A 20,150-nucleotide genomic window follows, 5' to 3' on the forward strand; every position below is an offset into this window, starting at 1 on the left:
GCCTTTGCCCCTCGCTGGCACTCCGGGCAGCGGCGGCCCGGCGGCGCTGCTGCGCGAGCAGCCAGCGTGCCGGCGAACGCGGACACGGCCACAGGCCGGGCGCGTTCGAGGCAAGACGCCTGCACGTTGGAGGGCTGCGCCGGAGGCAGCGCGAAGTGCGGTGCGAATGCACCCGCACTGCATGCGCGACGACAAAGCGACGAACAGCAGAACGACACGCCCGATGGCACGATGAACTGCACGGCAACGTGCAGCGAGTCAGCAGCCATCATGGGCGGGACTCCAGCCAGACCTGATGCGCGACGCCGATCACGGCGGATGTGCTGACCGGCCCGAAATACCGGCTGTCGAACGACGCCGGGTTGGTCACACCGAGCAGGAAGAGTTCACCGGGCTCGAGGCGACGGCATTGCTGCCAGGATGGCAGCGGCCGGCCCCAGCGGTCGGCAGGCAGCACGGCGGCCGAAGGCACGCCGTCGATGCGGACGATGCGGCCAGTGATGCACACCTCCTGCGGCGCAACGGCGCCCACGCGCTTTAGCAGCGGCACGCGCGCCGGCAGGTAGCCGCGCTGCGCGGCCAGCGCGGCGGCGTCTGGCGGCAGCGCGGTCAGGACGATGCTGCCCACGGACAAGGAACGTGGCTGCGAGCCGGTGCCGTGGCCCAGCGGATCGACGCTATACCAGCCGACCGCCACGCTATCGGACGGGTTGTAGATCAGGCGCGGCAGCGGATGCACGAAGGACGCCCAGGCCAGCGCAGCGAGGCCGCAGGTGGATATGCCCGCCAGCACGAGGCGAGCGCGCAGGCGCGAACGAGGACGTGGCGGAATGCCCGCTGCACCGGCAATGGCGGATGGAAGCGTCATGGCAGTGCCCTCCCGATGAGCCAGGCGGCGTGCCGCTCTGCGGTGTATTTGGGCAGTGGCAGGCGCGCAGCGAGCCGGTTGGCGAGCGTGCGCCAGTACGCGGGCGAGACAGCGACGAGCGCGATGCCCAGCGCCTCGATGGCGTCGATGCGTTCCAGCACGGCACGGACCTGGTTCTCACCCTCGGCGTGCAGCAGCAGGCGCGCACCCGGCTGCACGCCAGGAATGCGCTGCGCCGCATCGAGCGGCGTGCAAGCCTGCATCATCATGAGCTGCCAGCGCACGGTGCCGTAGTCGTTGGCCTGCCAGCGGACACGGCACAGAACCGCGTTCGGCAGGAATACGGCGCAGCGCCGCCAGCGGTCGAGCCGGATGATGCGCGCCGGCTCGCCGAAGCGCAGATAGAGCTTGAAGCATGGCTCGATGTAGGCCAGCGCCACGCGCGTCAGCGGTGCGCTGGCAGGCTGGCCAGCAAGCGCGGCCGGTGATGGTAGCGGCGCAGCCGTGGCCGCGACAGCGGCAGACGAAGCGAATGCAATCATGGGGTGTTCTCCCTGCGGTGTTCTGGAAACTCGCGCTCCAGCAGGCCGCGCAGCAGATCGGCAACGGTCACGCCTTGCGTGAAGGCCGATACCTTGATGCGCGCCCGCATCGCGGGCGTGATGTCGAGGGTCAGGCGGGCGGTGTAGAGCTCGCCTTTGCCCAGCGCATCGGCGTCGCCCTGGCGAATCCACGCCTCGGCGTGCGGATTCGCAGGCGGACGCGCACCGATGCCGACGCGCTTTGCCGTGCGTTTGCTGTTCGGCAGCGGTTTCTCGGTCATGTCGGCCACCGCAGCAGTTCGTCCACCAGGGCGGTGATTTCGCGGGCGGCAGCGCTGTCGGGCGCCGTCTCGCGTGCAAGCCGCCCAGCGGCCACGCTGTCGGCGAACACGATGCGCTGATGCACTTCCGCGCGCAGCGCAGGGAGCGGCTGTTCTGCGAGCGCCTGGCGCGCTTCGCGCCCGATCACCGTGGTACTGACGCGCCGATTGATGACGAAGGCCGCGCGCAGCGCAGGCCGGAACACCTGCGCTTCGCGGATCAGCGCCACCATCTCGGCACTGGCCCACAGGTCGTAGGGGCTGGGCTGCACGGGGATCAGCACGTGCTCGGCCGCTAGCAGCGCGGAGCGCGCCAAGGCGGCAATGCGCGGCGGGCCGTCGATGACGACGTGATCGGCCCGCCTGGCGAGTTCTGGCGCTTCCTGATGCAGCGTTTCGCGTGCAAGGCCCACGGCGCTGAACAGCCGTGGCAAGCCTTGCTGGCTTCTGCGCTGTGTCCAGTCCAGCGATGAACCCTGTGGGTCAGCGTCCAGCAGGATGACGTGCTGGCCGCGCATCGCCAGCTCGCCGGCGATGTGCGTGGCGAGCGTGGTTTTGCCCACGCCGCCTTTCTGGTTGAGCAGAGCGACGATCATGGCGCGGCCCTCCGTGTTGGAAAGCCGGGCTGTCGCTGCCGCCGCATTTGTGGCCGCGTGGCGGTTGTCCACCGCAGCGGCGCTTCTCTACCAAAAGTTAGAGATTTAGAAGTTAGGTAGTTAGAGAGCGCGGAAACCCAACGCTGGCACGGGTTTGCGGTCGATCGGCACGCCTGATAGCACGATAGTCCCACGCCTGATAGCACGATACCCCGTACGCCTGATAGCACGACACCATTCACAGGCTGTCCCGGAGTTATCCCCGTGCCGTCTGCGGCACGGGCCGGAAGGTCAGCAGCTCCATGCCGTTGTCCGGCATCCGATCGATGCCCAGGACGTAGCCGGGCAGCGACTGCCGCGCGACCAGCGCGCGCAGGTCGCAGGCGAAGTCGTAAGGCTTCGCGGTGCTGCCCGATTTCTGATGCAGGTAGCGAAAGTCGAACTGCCAGCCGTATGCCTGCTTGCCGCCGTGCTTGCGCACCAGGCGGTACAGCCAGCGCTCGATGCCGCCCGTCAGCCGGAAATACGCTGGGTCGATGGTCAGCACCAGGGCGGCGTCGAACACGCCCGCATAGAACCAGTCCGGCAGGATCAGCTCGATGCCCAGCGGCGTGCCGCTGGCATCGACCAGTTCCTTCCATTCGTTGATCCACGAGAAGCGGTGCAGGCGCCGCCCGGTCGTCTCGCGGATGGACGTGGCCACCGTGGTCGATTGCAGCCGGTCGAGCGCGGCCTTGAGGCGCTGGTAGTCGCGCAGCGACTTGCCGCGCCCGATGAAGCGCAGGATTTCGTAGGGCGTGGCGCGCATCAGCCGCGACGGGCGCAAGCCTGCGTCCTTCGCCTCCACGATCTGCGAGGCCGCCCAGATCAGCACGTCCGCATCCCAAATCGTGGCGATGCCGTGCTCGGCCGTGCCTTCCACGCGGATCGTCACGTTGCCCGCACGGAAGTCGATGGGCTTGACCCGCTTGGACTTGCCGAGCGAGAAGAACGGATAGGCCATCAAGTCCTGGCTGTCGCGCGGCGCCATGCAGCCAGGCAAGGCGTGGAACAAGTCGAGCTGTTCGCGCTCCTGCGACGGTTTGGACACGGCGGAGGCCACCCGCGCGCCGCCGATCAGCGCGCACGGCTGTCGGCCGAGTGGTGCTCGGCGTATTCGGGGTCGGAAGTCGTCTCGAAACTGCGGTCGGCGGCCCAGGCATCGAGGTCGGCCACGGCGTACATGACGCGGCGGCCGAACTTGCGAAAGCGCGGGCCACCACCGATCACGCGCTGCTTTTCCAGCGTGCGCGGCGACAGGCGCAGGTAGTCGGCGGCTTCGTCGTTGGTGAAGTAGCGTTGGGGCTGTGCAGCAGTGGTCGAGACAGTGGCGGCAGGCCGCAAGGGAGCGGGACGCATGGTGTGAACCTCCATCGGCTGAAAACGCCCGGCCACACAGCGCAACCGGATGGAGGCAGTCTCAGAAAACGAGGCCCTTCTGCTCAGGGTCGTTTTGCGTTGGATTCAAAACGACCCTTCTCAAGTGGCGCAAGCTGTGCTAGGCGGCGATAGCCGCTGCGCATCAGCGCATCGCCGCGCCGCACCAGGCGGCGCACCTTGGAGCGCAGACCTCCGTCGCTGTACCAATCAGCCACGGCGTCGACACCGAACAGCCCTTCGCCGACCTCGCGCAACGACGCACCCGCCAGGGTCGCGTCGAGTGCCTGCAAGGTGTGCAGTTCGAGCAGTGCGGCGGGGGGCGGCCTGGACCGGGCCATTGGCGCCGGCGTGTCGGGTGCATGCATGACGCCGCCACGACCGCGATAGGCATAGGCCACGGCCATGCCGTCTTCCAAGCCGGACGCCAGCACGAAGCGCTGCCAATGGCCGGCGCTTCGTGCGATCAGCACCAGTCCCTTGCCGTCGTGCAGCAGTTGCTTGTGGCCAGGGATGCGCCAGAAGGAAAAAAGCTCTGCATCCACTGGCGGATCGGCGTCCGGGTAGAGCTGCACCACGGCAGCATGCCCCGGCTGCCAGGCCGGTTGCGCGTCACGCGCATCCAGGGCTGGGTCTTCCAGCAGGCGCAAGCCCCAGCGCTGCGCAGCATCGGGGCGGCGCGCACGGCGCCGCCAGTCGAGCCGGTAATCGGGATGCCTGCGCAGGTACTCCCAGGCCAGCGCGAGTGCATCCAGGCCCAGGATGTAGAGGTAGGCAGCGGTCGGATACCAGTGCGCGAGATGGTGAGGGTTGCCCATGATCGCCAAGCTCCTGTCGAAGATCAGGAACGTCGTCACGGGCGTTCAACACAGGGCTATCGCCGACGGTCAGCGGCCATCACAATCGGGTTGGGCTGTAACATTGAATGTCAAGACCGATCGACTCAGATGCATTGCGAAATTCGTCCGAATACGACGACCACGCAATTCCAAAACATCACGCGGTATCAGACTCCGTGCCGCGAGCCGCATGAAGGATCGTGACTGTTTCCAGCACAAGTACAGGGCCCGCGCGCAAGAGTGCCAATTGAGACTTGGTGAGTCTGGAGCCAGACTGAAATAGTCTGAATGCGCCCCACTTGGCTGAAGCGCGAACGTTTCAATCGACGACGGAACCGTTCTCCTGCGCCAGCCGCAGGTATTCCGACAGAGGCCGCACCGCCTGGAAATACCGATCCCTCATCACCGGCTGCTGGCGGGGCCCGACGATGGCAGCGAGGTCGGAGAGCTTCACCGTCCCCAGCTCGGGCATGCTGATCCCGAGGTCGATCAGGCCTTGGGCCGTATCGCCATCGGCCGGGTCAAGCGCAGCCAGCAACCAGGTGGCATGGGCATCCGGCGTGAACAGCCGCACCACGGGCAGCGGGTCGATGGCCTGACCAGCGGACCGAGCCTGACCGTGGGCCAGCAACTGCCTGCGCTCGTCTTCGGTGATAAGTGGGTTCATGGCGATCCCCTTCTTGCTGCACGAATCCGCCAAAGCGTGGAAGCGTGGAACCGGATCGACGGGTTTGAGGAAAACCACGGATGCGGTTTTGCGCTTGCGTCGAAAGCCGTCGACACGGATTGCCGTAAAAGCACAAGAGCGGCAATTCGCTAGTAATGAACACTATAGATTGTAGCTCTATAAGGCGCAGTCGACTGTCATCTTGGATTTCGGGGAGATCCAAGGTTGGCAGCGAAACACACATTGTCGGAGGCGTTGAAAACCATCAGGAAGGCCCGTGGACTGAGCCAGGAAGCCTTCTCGGATGTGTCCAGCCGCAACTACATGAGTTCGCTGGAGCGCGACCTGAAAAGTCCCACCCTGAACAAGCTGGCCGAGCTGTGTGAGGTCATGGAGGCTCACCCGCTCACGCTGCTGACGCTGGCCTATGCCGGCGACGACGCGCAGCGGGCTGAGCAGCTTCTGGCACAAGTGCGGCAGGAAATGGACGCCGTGCTGAAGAAAGACGATGCGCGGTAGTCTGCATTGGCGTTGGCCTAGCCGATCCGGCGCGAGCCGGTTCGACAGTATCGTGGGGTGCCAAGCGCCGCGCGGCGGGGATAGCCGCAAGGCTTTCCCCGGGAGAAAAGCGAAACGCGCAGCGCCCCGCCGCGTGGGCGGGGCGCTGGCGGCCGTCAGGCCGCCTGGGGCTTGCTGCGCGACCAGATCAGGTTGTGCGTGCCGCCTTCCTCCTCGATCAGCCGGGCATAGACCGTTGCCGGGAAAGAAGGATCATCCAGGGTCACGGAGATGTAGAGCCGCTCGGCCTTGCTGACCTTGCGCCACGCCGCGCCGATGTCATAGCCTGCCGCCTGCACGCGGAAGTCGGGGGCGTGTTCGTTGTCCCCCTTGTCGTTGGGAACCAGCTTGGCCTTGACGTTGATGGTCAGGGTACGCAGCGTGCCAGTGAAACCGTCTTTGTCCGCGGTGAAGGTGCCGATGGTTGCCATGATGAATCTCCTTACGGTTGAACAAGGTTCGCGCCCATCGCGTCCTTGTTGTGATCCGACCGGCGGGGGACGGGCTGGCTGCACCGCTTGCGGGCGCAACGCAGTGGAGCACCGGGAGGCGAAAAGAATTTGGCCCGCGAGGAATGCGCGCAGCGCAGGGGAAATTGTTTTCGCCGGACGGTTGCAGCCATGAAGTCCGAGGCGCAGCCGTGCCCCCGCCAGGATTCACAACAACACAAGGACGCCTTGGGCCGAACCCATACCCCGAAAGGAGACATCGCCAGCTCGGCATCCCCACACGACGGTTTCAGCGGCACGCCCCCTGACTCGGCAAGGCCATTCCCCAATGACCAGCAGGAACACGTCCCTTCCCACGCAGGCAGCCATGCTTGCAGTGCGGTGTGGAGCCCCAAGGAGGGCCGGGTGGCATATCTGTTAACCGTCATTCGTGACACATAGGCAACGAACTGCCAAAGCGTCGGGGACGGCACGCATTCGCACAACCCGCCGCAGCAAGCCACGGCGCACCCACCGAGCACCGCCCATACGGCGGGGCGCTGGCCCTGGCCGATCCGGCGTCGGCGGTTCGGCGGTATCGCAGGGGCGCCAAGCCTGCGCGGCGGGGATGGGCCTTGCGCCGATCCCCCGGAGGCAAGCGTGGCGCGCAGCGCCGCAGGCGCGTAGGCGTGAGGGATAGACGCCCGAATGGCCGTGACTCGGAACGAGGCACGGGGCGCAGCCCAATAGCCCGGCGGCGCTTTGCGTCGACACGCCATCCCGCATCAAAAGCTCCAATCAACCGAAGCGCCCCGTATCACCGACGAGTTACGGAATCGGTGTAAGGTGATAGGTGCCCCTCGATTCGCAGGTTCTCGCTCTATGACCGGACGCTCGTCCATCCTCGCCGCCCTGGCGGCCGCACTGCTGTTCGGCGCCAGCACGCCCTTTGCCAAGCAGATGGTCGGTGACGTTTCACCCATCATGCTGGCCGGACTGCTGTACCTGGGCAGCGGCATCGGCCTGTGGACAGTTCGCCTCATCAGGGATCGCGGCTTTGCCGCGCCCAGCCTGCCCGCATGGGAATGGCCCTGGCTGCTCGGCGCCATCGCCAGCGGCGGCGTGCTTGGCCCTTTGCTGTTGATGATCGGGCTGACGCACACCACGGCCGCCGATGCCTCGCTAATGCTCAACATGGAAGCGGTGCTGACGGCCGTGCTGGCATGGGTCGTCTTCCACGAAAACGCCGACCGGCGTATCGTGCTGGGCATGGCCTTCATCGTGGCGGGCGGCCTGCTGCTGGCCTGGCCACAACACGATGGCATGGGACACAGCAGCACGCTGGGCAGTCTGGCCGTGGCCGGCGCCTGCCTGTGCTGGGCGGTGGACAACAACCTGACACGCAAGGTGTCGGCCTCCGATGCCGTATTCATCGCCGGCACCAAAGGGCTGGTGGCGGGCGTCACGAACCTCGCGCTGGCCCTGGCGCTCGGCGCCACGCTGCCGGCGTGGCCGCGCGTGACGCAGGCCATGAGCGTCGGGTTGGCCGGCTACGGCGTCAGCCTGGCGCTGTTCGTGCTGGCCTTGCGCGGCCTCGGTTCGGCGCGCGCGGGCGCGTATTTCTCGACAGCCCCCTTCATCGGCGCTGCCATCGCCATCGTGTCCCTGGGTGAGCCGACCTCGGGGGTGTTCTGGCTGGCGGCGGCGCTGATGGGAATAGGTGTCTGGCTGCACCTGACCGAGCGGCACGAGCACGAACACATGCATAAACCGATGGCCCATGCCCATCGGCATGTGCATGACCAACACCACCGCCACACCCATGATTTCCCGTGGGATGGCGTCGAGCCGCACGCCCACCCGCATCGGCATGAGCCCCTCTTGCACAGCCATCCGCATTTCCCGGACGTGCATCACCAGCACAGCCATTAGCGCATGTGTCGTGCGCTTGACCGAGCCGGCATAGCCGGTTCGGCGATATTCGAGGGGCGCCAAGTAGAGCGCGCAGCGCCGCAGGCGCGAAGGCGCGGGATTGAGGCCGAATGGCCGTGACGGCGAAGTCGGCATGGGGCGCAGCCCGCAAAGCCCGGCGGCGCATCGCGCCGACACGCTCCAGTCAGTCTGCACTCAGCAAAAACCCGGATGCAGGGTGGTGACGGCAGAAGTAAGGGTGTGGAAATCGAAGCTTCGCGGGCATCAGTCCGCACCCAGGGCGTGGATGATGGGGCAGTTACCCTTCATCGCGCCCGCATCGCACTGGCGCAGCAGAGTCATGAGCGCCCTGCGCATCGCCGCCAAGTCGGCCAGCTTGGTTTCGATAGCCTCCAGCTTGTGCGAGGCCAGTTCGCGCGTTTCGGCACAGGCATGGGCCTCGTCGAGTTCGAGCAAGCCGCCGATCTCTTCCAGCGTGAAGCCGAGTGCCTGTGCCCGCTTGATGAAGCGCACGCGCTTGACCGTGGTGGCGTCGTAGCGGCGATACCCGTGAGCCGGCTTGTCCGGCTCCGGCATCAGCCCGCGCCGCTGGTAGTAGCGGATGGTCTCGACGTTTACGCCAGCCTCGTCAGCCAGACCCCCTATCGTCAGCGCGCTCACTGGTCGCCCCCTTGACTCCGTAGCATGGTACGGAGTTTAGAGTGGCACGTGTCGAAGACGTTCACGCACGCTCATGTCCACCTTCAACTTCAAGAACTCGCTCGTCGCCGGGACGCTGGCTGCCATCGGCGCCTCGGTGTGCTGTGTGGTGCCGCTGGTGCTGCTGATGATGGGCATCGGTGGTGCCTGGATCGCCAGTCTCACCGCGCTGGAGCCGCTGCGGCCTTGGTTCATTGCAGCAACGTTTCTGTTCGTGGGTTTGGCGTTTCAGCGTCTGTACTTTCAACAGCCGGCCTGCGAGCCCGGCGCCGCCTGCGCCCAATCGAGCGTCCTCAAGCGCCAGCGGCTGATCTTCTGGGCCGTTGCGCTGGTGCTTCTCGCCTTGTTGTCGGTGCCCTGGCTGGCACCCTTGTTTTTCTGAAGGAGCTTTCATGCGCAAATCAGTCGTATCGCTGCTCGTCGCGCTGTCGCCGTTCGCTGCCCTGGCCGCAACGCCCCAGACGGCGACGCTCAATGTACAGAACATGACCTGCGAGCTGTGCCCGGTCACGGTGAAGAAGTCTCTGGAGAAGGTGCCTGGCGTTAGTCAGGTCAGGATCGACTTCGCCAAGAAGACGGCGACCGTCACGTTCGATGCAGAACAGGCCCAAGTCTCGACGCTCGTGAAGGCGACCACCGACGCGGGCTACCCTACGACGGTGCACAAATGATAACAGGCACGCCCACACTGGAGTCGGTGCTGACCTGCCCGCACTGCGGGCATGTCAGGCGTGAGACCATGCCGACCGATGCCTGCCAGTTCTTCTACGAGTGCGAACGGTGCAAGACGTTGCTGCGGCCGAAGGCGGGCGACTGCTGCGTTTTCTGCTCCTACGGATCGGTCAAGTGCCCGCCCATGCAAATGCAGCAGAGTTGCTCAAGTTGCAGCACGTGATGGACGCCACGGCTGCAATCTGACTGACGCGCTGCGTGGGCAGGAGGCTCGCGCTTTCGACGCCGCAGCCTGAACCTCTACGAAAGCGGCGGCGTTCTGATTTGGTTGTTGGCCTTGAACACCGGGCGCGGCCACTGCCGTGCCCGGATTTTTGAAGTTCACCGCGCCCAGGGCGGAACGGCCTGGGCGCGGTGCTGAACGCGGTTATTCCTTCGTCTCGATGATCCACCACACGGCTCGCGGCAAGGCGTGGCCCGTGATGGGATGAATGTCGGTGAGGTCTGCGCGGGCCGTCCAGCCCGAGGGCGGGCGGTAGCCGCGCACATCGCCATCGCCGTGCCAGCGGCGGGCACGTACCGTGCCGGGCGCGTAGCTCGCCGCCATGCGCGGGCGGCTGGTAGTGGTGCGGGTCATGGGAGCTTCTCCTTCCAGCGAAGCGCCCCGGTCGAAGCCGGGGCGTTCGCCTTCTGCACGGGTCAAGCGGCCAGCGCCTCGGCGGGTTCATCCGCCATTGCCTCGGCATCCTCCGGGGCGTCCTGCTCCGGGCCTGCCTCCTGCGGGCCTTCGGCCTTGAAGATGGCAGGCATCCAGCCCGTGCCATCGGCCAGCCGCTCGGCTTCGCTGGCAATGTCGGCCTTCTTGAGCTTTGCCAGCCGGGTGACGGATTCCGGTGCAAACGCGCCCACGGCATCGAGAATCACGGCCTTGGAAACGTGCTTGAAATACCCCTCGGCGGTCGGCTGCCACCATGCGGCCATGTCGAGGCCCACGGCCTGCGCCAGTTCCGCGCCGGGCTGGTGCGGCGTGGCGCGGGGCGTCACCACGTCCACCGCGGAAGCCACGCACACGGCCAGCAGCCGCACCAGTTCATCTTACGGCTTCGCCAGCAGCACGGCGAACAGTTCGGCGCTGTTCTCCGGCAAGGCTTCGCCCGCCACCTGTTGCAGTTCGCGGAGTGCCACGGCGGCGGGAGCTTCCGGCCAGTCCGGGGCCATGCCTTCCAGCCGGTCTTGCACTTTCAGGCCCACGCCCAGCGGCAGAGAATCACGGCTGCGGCCATAGCGGCTTTCCTGCAAGACGGTCTGCACCATGCCATGCACCACTGCGGCCAGCGCAGCTTGCGGATGCCGTGCGACTTCGATTTGCAGCGCGGCGGTGCGGTGGGCGCTCAAGCGTTGCGCCAGCCGATCGGACATGGCGGCGGTCTTGGGTTGCCTATCATCGTCTCCGTCCTCGCCGTCGTCGTCGTTCTCGGCTTCGCCTTCGCTGCCGAATCCTTGGCGCAACCGTTCCAGCGTGCGCAGCGCCTTGGCCTCGGCCTCGCGCATCAGGCCACGATGAATGACGGCCTCGCCGTTGCGGTCGATGGTGACGATGGCACCGGCTGCGGCCTTCACGTTCGCGCCGTAGTCCTGCAAGCCATCTTCCAGCGCCTGTAACTGCTCGCCCAGGGTTTCGCCTTCCTCCTGCGAGGCGTCGGCCTTGTCCTCGTCGTCGGCGTCCATCGCAGCATCCACCGCTTCGGCAACCTCCTGCATCTTGGCTTGCAGCTTCTCGATGCGTGCCGCTTCGCGCTTGTTCGGCTCGCGGCGCTCCTTCGGCGCACGCTGGAAAGCGTGCAGGTCGGCATAGGTCACGCCCAGCGTGGCATCCACCCATGCCCAACCCTCGGCGCGGACAGTGGCGGCGATGCCTGCCAGCTTGTCTTGCGCCAGCCGTTCCAGCAGCGCGGCATCGGTCAGATACACGCCCGCATCACCTTCGGCGAACAGGTCACGGCGGATGCCGCCGCCTGCGGCCTCGTAGGTTTCCAGCCCGACGAAGCGCACCAGCGGATGCCGGTAGGCGTCAATCTCGCGCTCGGTGAGGCGTTCGCGCAAGTGCGAGGGATGGCGCTGCCACTGCGGGGCATCGTAGAACGCGCTTTCCTGCGCCGCGTGGTCGTCGGTAATGGACAAAGCCATCAACTGGTCAAGGCTCACGGCGTCGGCCCGATAGTCCGCCATCAGACGCGGCGACACATTCGCCAGCTTCAAACGGCGCTGCACCACCAGCGGCGTGACGCTGAAATCCGCCGCAATGTCCTCGATGGGTCGGCCTTCGGCCACCAGCGCGGCGAATGCCTCGAACTGGTCTGCCGGGTGCATGGCTTCGCGCTGCACGTTTTCGGTGAGGCTGGCCGTGCGGGCCGTGCCATCGGCCACCAGCAGGCAAGGCATCTCCCATTCCCTGCTGATGCGGTGCTTTTTCGCCAGCAGCTTGAGGGCCGCGAGGCGCCGGCCACCGGCCACGACTTCGTAATGCTCGCCATCGCTGGCGGGAATCACGATCAGGTTTTGCAGCAGGCCCACGCGCTGGATGCTCGCGGCCAGTTCGGGGATGGACATGCGCGGGGTCTTGCGCACATTGCGGTCCGTGGGGCGCAGCACCAGCCGCGACAGCGGAACCAGCATCAGGTTCTTGGTCGGGTCGGCGGCTTCCAGCGCAGGGGCTTGGATGGCGCGGGCTTCGGTTTGGGTAACGGCGTTCATGGTGAATCTCCAATCGAGTGAAACAAGGGAATGGAGGGGAACCGCCCCTCCGGCGGGGGAACGGTTCAGGCTTTGAGCTGGCGCATGCCATCGGCCAGCAGCCACAGGGCGCGGTTCAGGCGAATATCGGAATCAATGCCCTGCACGGGTCGGGTCTGCTGCCTGCGGCCATTGGCGGCGCGGCCATGCAGTCCGCCCTTGGTCAAGTTCTCCTGCGTGCGGTTGAACACACTCCACAGGTCGGGGCGGCGGTCGTCGAACCGGCGCGGCATCAAGATTTGCGATTCGGTGATGGGCGTGGGCTTGTTGTCCGTGGGGTCGTACTTGAGGGCCAGCGCGGAACGGGCGAACACTTCGGCTTCGCCTTCATCCAACGTGATCGCGCGCATGGCATCGCGGGATTCCTTCACCCGCTCGAAGCCGCTCAACACCTCGAAAGCGCCTTCGATGACGGAACCGGCCACGTCGCCTTTGTGGGGTACGCGCACGTCCGCCACGGTGTCGCCGCACACAAGGCCATTGCTGCAAACGAAACGGAACATCCCGGCCAGCATCTGATAGCTGCTGGTGCCATCGTGCGAGTTCAGCAGCACGATTTCGTTAGCCTCCGCGCCGTTGATCTGGCTGGCGTGGCGCAGGCGCAGCATGTGTTTCGTGTGCTCTCGCTTGCCTTCATCGCGCACGCGGGTTTGCGTCACCATGAAGGGCTGGAAGCCTTCTTTGCGAAGCTCGGTCAGTACGGCAGCCGTGGGGATATAGGCGTACCGCTCGGAACGGCTCTCATGCGGGGCATCCGCGAAGATGGACGGGGCCACCCTGCGAATCTGGTCATCGGACAGCGGGTAATCGCTGCGCAGCGAGGGGGAACGGGAAGCGAAACGGGATGCGAGTTGCATGGTCTTTCTCCTGACAAAAAGAGGTTTGCTGTTCACACCGCACACCGGATTCCTAGATTCGGAGCCCAGCCTTTCGGCTGTTCGGTGCGGTCGGCACGAGGAACCCGGTTGGCCCTGTTGCCACCGTCTTTCCTGAGTTCATCGCCCGCGACGGTCAGGAGCGCGCGAACGGGCGCCGTCAAGGAGGCAAGCACAGGGTTGGTGCGGCCCGCAGGCGCAGCCGAGGACACGGCCCTGCGCGCCTTGACGGCGCACGGGCGCGGGCTACAGTCGCGGACAAGGTGATGGAGTCAGGAAAGACGGCTGGACATGGCAACGGCCTTCCCCACACGCCGACCGCACGGCAAGCGAAGCGCGCAGGCCCGGATCTGGAAGCCGGGCCGGAGGCGTCAGCCGAGCGGAGCGAGGGAACGATGGAAGCCCGAAGGGGCGAGACGCCGCAGGCGGCTCGATGCGAAGCACGACAGCGCGACCGGCCATCTCCCAATGGCCGGGGACGCCCAGCCTTCAAGGGTCGATGAGCACCAGACGCAGGGGATGCACCACGCCCCAGGCATCGGGAAGCGGGTTCTGCTATAGCTGCGGAATCTTGGCCGAGTCGGCGCAGCCGGTTCGGCGGACTTTAGGGGCGCCAAGCCTGCGCGGCGGGGATAGCCCGCAGGGCTTTCCTCCGGAGAACAAGCCGAAGGCGCGCAGGCATCGCGCCGCGTGGGCGCGATGCGAGGGGCGTCCCGCGACGCCCCAAGGCTGGATCAGACGATGATCCGCCCGGCCAGCCGCGCATTGCGCGCGTAGGCGCTCAATCGCTTCTCGGCACGGAACGACCGGTCGCGCTCGATCGGCAGGCCCAGTCCGCCGCGCACGGTCGCCAGCTGGCCCAGGCTGACCCAGCCGAATTCCGGCATCCCCAGGCCCAGGTCGTAAAGACCAAAGGCGTGGTCGTGGTCATCGGGATCAATCTCGGTCAGCAGCCAGGTCGCGCCGGCATCCGGCGTGAACAGCTTGACCACGGGTGCCGGATCGAAGTCTGGGTTCTCCAAGGATTCGTGGCCGTTGGCCAGCAGCACGACGCGCTGCGCGTCGGTGATGAGAGCGTTCATGGTGAACTCCAGAAGAAATGCCGGGCGGGATCGCCCGCAGCCTCCGGGTCACGGCGCAGCGCAGCGGTCAAGGTTCGAAGACGGCCGCCCGGGCCGCCAGCGCATCGCCGATGCGCGCCGACCTTGACGACGAGAACGACGTGGCACGCTGGGTGCAACAGCAAGCCAGCCCCATCCCAGACCTGCAACGGTCTCGTGCCAGGCCATGGCACGCTGTCCACGATGCATAAAACCGGGAGCCCATGCGGCTCCCGGTTGCGCGGGTTCAGATCAGCCCGCGCTCGGCAAAGGACAGGATCGTCGGCCCGGCCACGATCAGGTGGTCGATGACCCGCACGTCCACCAGCGCCAGCGCGCTCTTGAGCGTCTGCGTCAGCACCTCGTCGGCCCGTGATGGCTCTGCCAGACTCGACGGATGGTTGTGCACCAGGATCAGCGCCGCCGAATTGCGTGCCAGGGTTTCCTTGACGATCTCGCGCGGGTATACCGACGTCTGGCTCACGGTGCCCCGGAACATCTCGACGTACTCGATGACCCGGTGCTGGGCATCCAGGTGAATCACCGCAAACACCTCGTGCTCCAGTGTGCCCAGCTTGATGCGCAGGAAGTCGCGCACCGCCTGCGGTGACGACAGCATCTCGGTACCGCGCAACTGGCCCGCCAGCACCCGCAGCGCCGCCTGCAGCACCTCGGCAGGCGCGGCCGGACGGTAGCTGCCCGCGACATCGCACACGAGCAGGGAGGAATCGAGGGAAGAAGTGAACGACAGGGAAGATGGCTGCGACATGGTCGGCTCCGGTTCGGAATCGGGCGGGATTGCCCGGAACCGGCCACCCACGCCGCAGCGCAAGCAGTCAGGGGTCGAAGGCGCAGCCGACAGACGGCCGCCAGGCCGCCAGCGTGCAAGGCACGCGCAGCCCTTGACGGCGAGAACGGCGTGGTAGGTTGAAAGGGCACAGCAAGACCGCCACTCCACACGCACGCCACCCCAGCCCCGGCAAGCGAAGCGCGCAACGGCCAGGCCGCGCAGGCGTCAGGGATCAAAGCCGGATGGCCGGGATGCGGCACGAAGCCCGGGGCGCAGCCCGCGAGCCCGGAGGCGGTACGCCGAGACGCTATATCGAGGTTGCATCCCGGACAACGGTCGACGATCAGGCTGTCACCGCCACTGGCATCGGCGGCCCGTACAACTTCACTCCGACTTGTGAGACAATATATCTAGTCCGACCATGAGTTTATGTATTGTCATATAAATCAATGAGTTACTGATGTTGTGGGCGAAATGAAAGAAGAGCAGTCAGATTTAGCCCAGATGGTTCGCTTGGCTTTGGCCGAGCAGACGGAAGACGTGCGCCTGTTTGCGGCGCGGCTGGTGCGCAAGTACCGTGGAACGGCGCCCGACCTGGCCGAGCAGCTCGAACTGTTCCTGAAGTCGAAGCCGGCACGCAGCGTTTCGCCCATGCGCAAGTTGTCGCCCCAGCCGTCGGCGACCCACACCTTGCCGGTAGACGACGAATCCCGCCTCTCGCTCCTGAAGGTGTTCAAGGATGCACCGACGAAAGACGCGCCGCTGCTGTCTAGCGATGTCGAGGATGTCCTGGGGCAACTCATCGCCGAGCGCCGGCAGAGCGACCGACTGCAGGCCATGGGGCTGATGCCGACCCGCTCGGCCATCTTCGTGGGGCCGCCCGGCGTCGGCAAGACGCTCACGGCCCGCTGGCTCGCCGCGCAGTTGAAGGTGCCGCTGTACGTGCTCGACCTGACCGCCGTGATGAGCAGCCTGCTGGGCAAGAGCGGCGCCAATCTGCGCGCGGCCATCGACTTCGCCAAGCGCGAGCCCTGCGTGCTGTTGCTTGATGAGATCGACGCCATCGCCAAGCGGCGCAGCGATGACAGCGACGTGGGCGAACTCAAGCGCCTGGTCACGGTGATCCTTCAGGAAGTAGACGAATGGCCCGCCAGCAGCGTATTGCTGGCGGCCACGAATCACCCGGAACTGATCGATCCGGCGCTGTGGCGCCGCTTCGACCTGGTGGTTCACTTCAAGACGCCCGATGAACAGGCGGTCAAGGAAGCCATCAAGCGCTTCCTGGGGCCGGACTACGCCCTCTTTGCCCGTTGGATCGATATCCTGGTGTTTGCATTCGCCGGGCACTCGTTCAGCGACATCGAGCGCGACGTGCAGCGTTTCCGGCGCGCCGTGGCCCTGGGCACGACCACGGACGCCGATCTGGTCGAGGACTTCATGAAGGCACGCGCCTTGGCGCTCGACAGGCAGGGTCGCATCGACCTGGCGGTGATGCTTGCCAAGCAGACCCGCTTGTCTCAGCACACCGTCTCCGACATCACCGGGGTAAGCCGGGACACGATTCGCAAGTACACCAACGAGACACCTGCGGCACGAAAGGCCGCGCCCCGGAGAAAGGCTGACGCATGAGCCAAACCAATTTCCTGATCGGTCGTGGCGAGCTGCTGACCCACGACATCGTCGGCCCGAGGCGCATGCCTGGCAAGGCCGAGGTCTACACCTTCGCGCAGGCGCGGGAACGGTTGGTTCCCCAGTTCCGCAGCGCTGCGAACGCGCTGGACGAACTGCCCATCGACGCCTGTCCGGGCGACTTCGCGGTGGCCCGGCTGATGATGAACCCCAGCTTCATCGCTCGTTCCTATTTCCCGACCGGGCTGTTGCGCAGTACGGGGCTGGAGTCCATCGGTAGCCGTACTGTCAAGGTCAAGCCACAGGCCTGGACCCGCAAGGGGCAGCCGCAGGAGACCACGACGACCGAACTGTTCGTCGCGGGCAAGCGCCAAGCCTTCCGCAACCTTTCGCGGTGGACGGAAACCATCGACGCGGAATCCGACGAGGGCGACGACCTGGCCCACATCGAACAGTTCGCCGCTTTCGCGCCAGCGGAGCGCATCGTGAGCCTGGGCGGACCGAAGGATCGGTTCTTCGAGGTGGGCCTGCATCTGTTACCGGGCGAAGACCCTGGCTTGATCCAGAAGGCTTTCATGAAGTTCGCCCAGCGGGAGGGCGTTAAGGTCCATAGTGAAGTCGATTTCGTCGCCGGCAACCTGTGGTTCGTACCGGTCGAAGGCAAGCCGCGCGAAGTCGAGAAGCTGGCCAGCTTCACCTTCGTCCGGGTGATCCGGCCGGTGCCCAAACTGCGCGGCATTCGCCCGCTGCAACGCAGCGGCGGTCCCTCGGTCGGGTGCAGCCTTCCTACCGAGCAGGCCCTATCGTCCGAGCCTCGCGTCGCCATCCTGGACGGCGGCCTGCCGAAGCACCACCCCATCGGCCCCTGGCTGCGCTCGTACCGCAAGCTCGACGAAGACGCCGACGACGACCCGGATGGCCCGGAGCACGGCCTGGGCGTGACGTCGGCCGTGTTGTTCGGCCCGATCCAGCCCAACGGAACGGCCGGCAGGCCTTTCGCCCCAGTGGATCATTTGCGTGTGCTCGACCAGGAGTCGGCCGGTGAGGAACCGTTGGAGTTGTATCGCACGCTCGGTCTCATCGAACAGGTTCTGCTGTCCCGCTCCTACGAGTTCATTAACTTGAGCCTGGGGCCGGACCTCGAAGTGGAGGATCAGGAGGTCCATGCTTGGACCTCCGTCATCGACGAGCTGCTCAGCGACGGTGACACGCTCATGACTGTGGCCGTGGGCAACAACGGAGAACGTGACCGCGAGCTCGGCTACAGCCGGGTGCAGGTTCCGTCGGACTGCGTGAATGCCCTCTCGGTCGGCGCGGCCGACGACACCGGCGCGGGCTGGGCTCGCGCGCCCTACAGCGCGATCGGGCCGGGTCGCAGCCCCGGCGTCGTCAAGCCGGACCTGATGGCCTTCGGCGGCAACCCGGCGTCCAAGTACTTCCACGTCTTGGCGCCGAACGCGAAACCAGTGCTGACGCCACAGCTCGGCACTAGCTTCGCGGCGCCGTACCTGCTGCGTAGCGCGGTCGGTATCCGTGCCATCCTGGGCGGCAACCTGACACCTCTTGCCATCAAGGCCTTGTTGGTCCATGCGGCCGATCCTGGCGAGCATGACCCGATCGAAGTGGGCTGGGGCAAGATTCCCGAGGACACGCTCGACATCATCACGTGTCCGGATGGCGTGGCCAGAGTGGTCTACCAGGGGGAGCTCAAACCCAGCAAGTACCTGCGCGCCAGCCTGCCGCTGCCCAAGGACGGGCTGACAGGCAACGTTCGCCTGAAGGCTACCTTCTGCTACGCATCACCCACCGATCCGCAGGATGCTGCGGCCTACACCAAGGCCGGCCTCGAAGTCGTCTTCCGTCCCAACGACGAGAAGATCAAAGACGGCAAGAGCAACGCCGATACCAAGGGCTTCTTCGACCTGAAGAAGTTCGCCACCGAGCAGGAGCGTCGTTCGGATCAGGGCAAGTGGGAAACCGTGCTGCACGGTGCCAAAACCTTCCGCGGTTCCAGCTTCAAGAACCCCGTGTTCGACATCCACTACAACGCCCGCGACGGCGGCGGCCGGGCCACCGGTGCAGAGAAGATCCGCTACGCGCTGATCCTGTCGGTCGAGGCACCGAAGCACGCCGATCTCTACAACGACATCCTGCGCGCCTATGCCAAGACGCTGGTGCCGATCCAGCCCCAGGTGTCGTTGCCGATTCGTATTCGGTAAGCAATCTAGGAAAGGTCTGCAAAAGTCCACCACCTGAGCCCCTCGGACGTTGAACACCCATGAAGCAAATGAGCCTTGCCACAAGCGGATTTGAACTTTCCCCCAAGAGGACGCGCAAGCGTGCATTCCTCGATGAGATGGATGCCGTCATCCCATGGCCTGATCTTCTGGCGCTGATTGCACCGCACGCGCCTGCAGGCAAGACGGGGCGCCCTCCCTTTGCGCTGGAGACGATGCTGCGCATTCACCTGCTGCAGCAATTCTTCGGGCACTCCGACCCGGCGATGGAAGAAGCCTTGCACGACGTTCCCCTGTACCGAGAGTTCGCCCACTTGGACGCGGGCATCACCCGCCTGCCCGACGAAAGCACCATCCTGCGCTTTCGACACCTCTTGGAGAGGAACGAGCTGGCAGCTCAAATCCTTGCCACCGTCAATGCCCAACTGGCCGCCCGTGGTCTGCTGCTCAAGAGCGGCACCGTGGTCGATGCCACCTTGATTGCCGCACCCAGTTCCACCAAGAACAAGGATGGGCAGCGCGACCCTGAGATGCACCAAACCAAGAAGGGCAACCAATGGCACTTCGGTATGAAGGCGCACATTGGCGTGGATGCCGATTCGGGCTTGGTGCACACCGTCACCACCACGGCCGCCAACGCCCACGACATCACGCAGGCAGCGGCGCTGTTGCACGGCGAGGAAACACAAGTCTTTGCAGATTCGGGCTACCGAGGTGTTGACAAGCGTGGCGAAGTACAGGATCAACACCCCGATACCCGTTGGCACATCGCCATGATGCCGGGCAAGCGCAAGAAGCTCGACAAGAACCGCCCCCTGGATGTGTTGCTCGATCAGATGGAGACCGTCAAGGCGCGTATCCGCGCCAAGGTCGAGCACCAGTTCCGAGTTCTCAAGTGCCAGTTTGGCCACCGCAAGGTGCGCTACAAGGGCCTGGCCAAGAACACCAGCCAGCTTCTGGTGCTGTTTGCGCTGTCCAATCTGTGGATGGTGCGCAAGCGCATTTTGCAGGGAGCGCGGGCATGAGTGCGCCTGCAGCACGGGCGAGAGCCCGCAATACGGCTGAAATTGGCCGAAAGAGCGGGAAATCTGACGCAAATTCGGCTTCGGTTTCACCATGTGAATGTTCACGCGTCAGCTTGCGCCATGAGGCGGGTTGTGCAGACCTTCCCTAGCTATGGGAGGTAGTT

22 protein-coding genes and 1 pseudogene are annotated in these 20,150 nt (G+C 65.7%); 8 read left to right on the plus strand and 15 right to left on the minus strand.

Annotation, left to right across the window (positions count from 1 at the left end):
* Positions 1-268: 268 nt before the first annotated feature.
* The 8 genes from FOZ74_RS12980 to FOZ74_RS13020 form a co-directional block, all read right to left on the minus strand.
* Positions 269-868: a S26 family signal peptidase gene (locus FOZ74_RS12980; protein WP_146913458.1), complete on the minus strand. Its 600-nt coding sequence runs from the start codon at positions 866-868 to the stop codon at positions 269-271.
* Entirely contained in the window at positions 865-1,410 is a 546-nt protein-coding gene (locus FOZ74_RS12985) for a DUF2840 domain-containing protein (RefSeq protein WP_146913459.1), read from the minus strand. The genes FOZ74_RS12980 and FOZ74_RS12985 overlap by 4 nt, the downstream gene beginning before the upstream one ends.
* On the minus strand, positions 1,407-1,691 hold the full coding sequence (locus FOZ74_RS12990; protein WP_146913460.1) for a chromosome partitioning protein ParB: 285 nt from the start codon (positions 1,689-1,691) through the stop codon (positions 1,407-1,409). The genes FOZ74_RS12985 and FOZ74_RS12990 overlap by 4 nt, the downstream gene beginning before the upstream one ends.
* Positions 1,688-2,326 (minus strand): ParA family partition ATPase, encoded by a 639-nt coding sequence (gene parA, locus FOZ74_RS12995; RefSeq protein WP_146913461.1) that lies wholly within the window; start codon positions 2,324-2,326, stop codon positions 1,688-1,690. Before parA ends, FOZ74_RS12990 begins: the two co-directional genes overlap by 4 nt.
* Before the next feature lie 256 nt (positions 2,327-2,582).
* Positions 2,583-3,356, minus strand: a complete 774-nt coding sequence (locus FOZ74_RS13005) for a replication initiator protein A (RefSeq protein ID WP_255437859.1) — start codon at positions 3,354-3,356, stop codon at positions 2,583-2,585.
* 86 nt (positions 3,357-3,442) lie between these two features.
* A complete protein-coding gene (locus FOZ74_RS13010) occupies positions 3,443-3,724 on the minus strand; it encodes a helix-turn-helix transcriptional regulator (RefSeq protein WP_146913464.1) in 282 nt (93 codons plus the stop codon).
* Positions 3,725-3,807: 83 nt separating this feature from the next.
* A complete protein-coding gene (locus FOZ74_RS13015; RefSeq protein ID WP_146914207.1) occupies positions 3,808-4,560 on the minus strand; it encodes a DUF2285 domain-containing protein in 753 nt (250 codons plus the stop codon).
* Positions 4,561-4,900: 340 nt separating this feature from the next.
* Positions 4,901-5,248 (minus strand): DUF2958 domain-containing protein, encoded by a 348-nt coding sequence (locus tag FOZ74_RS13020; protein ID WP_013722079.1) that lies wholly within the window; start codon positions 5,246-5,248, stop codon positions 4,901-4,903.
* 225 nt (positions 5,249-5,473) lie between these two features.
* Between FOZ74_RS13020 and FOZ74_RS13025 the strand changes: the two genes are divergently transcribed.
* Positions 5,474-5,767, plus strand: a complete 294-nt coding sequence (locus tag FOZ74_RS13025; RefSeq protein WP_146913465.1) for a helix-turn-helix domain-containing protein — start codon at positions 5,474-5,476, stop codon at positions 5,765-5,767.
* 155 nt (positions 5,768-5,922) lie between these two features.
* On the opposite strand, the gene FOZ74_RS13030 is transcribed toward FOZ74_RS13025, so the two are convergent.
* Entirely contained in the window at positions 5,923-6,237 is a 315-nt protein-coding gene (locus FOZ74_RS13030) for a DUF736 domain-containing protein (RefSeq protein WP_146913466.1), read from the minus strand.
* An 879-nt stretch (positions 6,238-7,116) separates the two neighbouring features.
* On the opposite strand from FOZ74_RS13030, the gene FOZ74_RS13040 reads away from it, so the two are divergent.
* Positions 7,117-8,166, plus strand: coding sequence for a DMT family transporter (locus tag FOZ74_RS13040; RefSeq protein WP_146913467.1), 1,050 nt, complete (start codon positions 7,117-7,119; stop codon positions 8,164-8,166).
* Between the two features lie 264 nt (positions 8,167-8,430).
* Here the strand turns inward: FOZ74_RS13040 and merR are convergent, their stop codons facing one another.
* A complete protein-coding gene (gene merR, locus FOZ74_RS13045) occupies positions 8,431-8,826 on the minus strand; it encodes a mercury resistance transcriptional regulator MerR (RefSeq protein WP_013722074.1) in 396 nt (131 codons plus the stop codon).
* Between the two features lie 73 nt (positions 8,827-8,899).
* Between merR and FOZ74_RS13050 the strand changes: the two genes are divergently transcribed.
* From FOZ74_RS13050 to FOZ74_RS16400, 3 genes are read left to right on the plus strand one after another with little or no spacing between them, the layout of a single operon-like run.
* Entirely contained in the window at positions 8,900-9,247 is a 348-nt protein-coding gene (locus FOZ74_RS13050; RefSeq protein ID WP_013722073.1) for a mercuric transporter MerT family protein, read from the plus strand.
* A gap of 10 nt (positions 9,248-9,257) precedes the next feature.
* Positions 9,258-9,536, plus strand: coding sequence for a mercury resistance system periplasmic binding protein MerP (gene merP / locus FOZ74_RS13055; protein WP_013722072.1), 279 nt, complete (start codon positions 9,258-9,260; stop codon positions 9,534-9,536).
* On the plus strand, positions 9,533-9,760 hold the full coding sequence (locus FOZ74_RS16400) for a GDCCVxC domain-containing (seleno)protein (RefSeq protein ID WP_146913468.1): 228 nt from the start codon (positions 9,533-9,535) through the stop codon (positions 9,758-9,760). The genes merP and FOZ74_RS16400 overlap by 4 nt, the downstream gene beginning before the upstream one ends.
* Positions 9,761-9,964: 204 nt before the next feature.
* Here the strand turns inward: FOZ74_RS16400 and FOZ74_RS13065 are convergent, their stop codons facing one another.
* From FOZ74_RS13065 to radC, 5 genes and pseudogenes are all read right to left on the minus strand, one after another.
* Positions 9,965-10,174: a hypothetical protein gene (locus tag FOZ74_RS13065; RefSeq protein WP_013722070.1), complete on the minus strand. Its 210-nt coding sequence runs from the start codon at positions 10,172-10,174 to the stop codon at positions 9,965-9,967.
* 62 nt (positions 10,175-10,236) lie between these two features.
* Positions 10,237-12,291, minus strand: a pseudogene (locus FOZ74_RS13070) (ParB/RepB/Spo0J family partition protein).
* A 65-nt stretch (positions 12,292-12,356) separates the two neighbouring features.
* Positions 12,357-13,187: a DUF932 domain-containing protein gene (locus FOZ74_RS13075; RefSeq protein WP_146913469.1), complete on the minus strand. Its 831-nt coding sequence runs from the start codon at positions 13,185-13,187 to the stop codon at positions 12,357-12,359.
* A 752-nt stretch (positions 13,188-13,939) separates the two neighbouring features.
* A complete protein-coding gene (locus FOZ74_RS13085) occupies positions 13,940-14,287 on the minus strand; it encodes a DUF2958 domain-containing protein (protein WP_146913470.1) in 348 nt (115 codons plus the stop codon).
* Between the two features lie 265 nt (positions 14,288-14,552).
* Positions 14,553-15,074 (minus strand): RadC family protein, encoded by a 522-nt coding sequence (gene radC, locus FOZ74_RS13090; protein ID WP_146913471.1) that lies wholly within the window; start codon positions 15,072-15,074, stop codon positions 14,553-14,555.
* Between the two features lie 495 nt (positions 15,075-15,569).
* Here radC and FOZ74_RS13095 point away from each other — a divergent pair, with 495 nt between their 5' ends.
* The 3 genes from FOZ74_RS13095 to FOZ74_RS13105 are packed head-to-tail and all read left to right on the plus strand — an operon-like array spanning position 15,570 to position 19,986.
* Complete coding sequence (locus tag FOZ74_RS13095; protein ID WP_255437619.1) at positions 15,570-16,724, plus strand: AAA family ATPase; 1,155 nt, start codon at positions 15,570-15,572, stop codon at positions 16,722-16,724.
* Positions 16,721-18,943, plus strand: coding sequence for a S8 family peptidase (locus FOZ74_RS13100; protein WP_146913472.1), 2,223 nt, complete (start codon positions 16,721-16,723; stop codon positions 18,941-18,943). The genes FOZ74_RS13095 and FOZ74_RS13100 overlap by 4 nt, the downstream gene beginning before the upstream one ends.
* Positions 18,944-19,002: 59 nt before the next feature.
* Positions 19,003-19,986: an IS5 family transposase gene (locus tag FOZ74_RS13105; protein WP_146911817.1), complete on the plus strand. Its 984-nt coding sequence runs from the start codon at positions 19,003-19,005 to the stop codon at positions 19,984-19,986.
* The last annotated feature ends 164 nt before the right edge of the window (positions 19,987-20,150 follow it).

It is taken from the genome of Comamonas flocculans (genome assembly GCF_007954405.1).
Classification (GTDB): domain Bacteria; phylum Pseudomonadota; class Gammaproteobacteria; order Burkholderiales; family Burkholderiaceae_C; genus Comamonas_C; species Comamonas_C flocculans.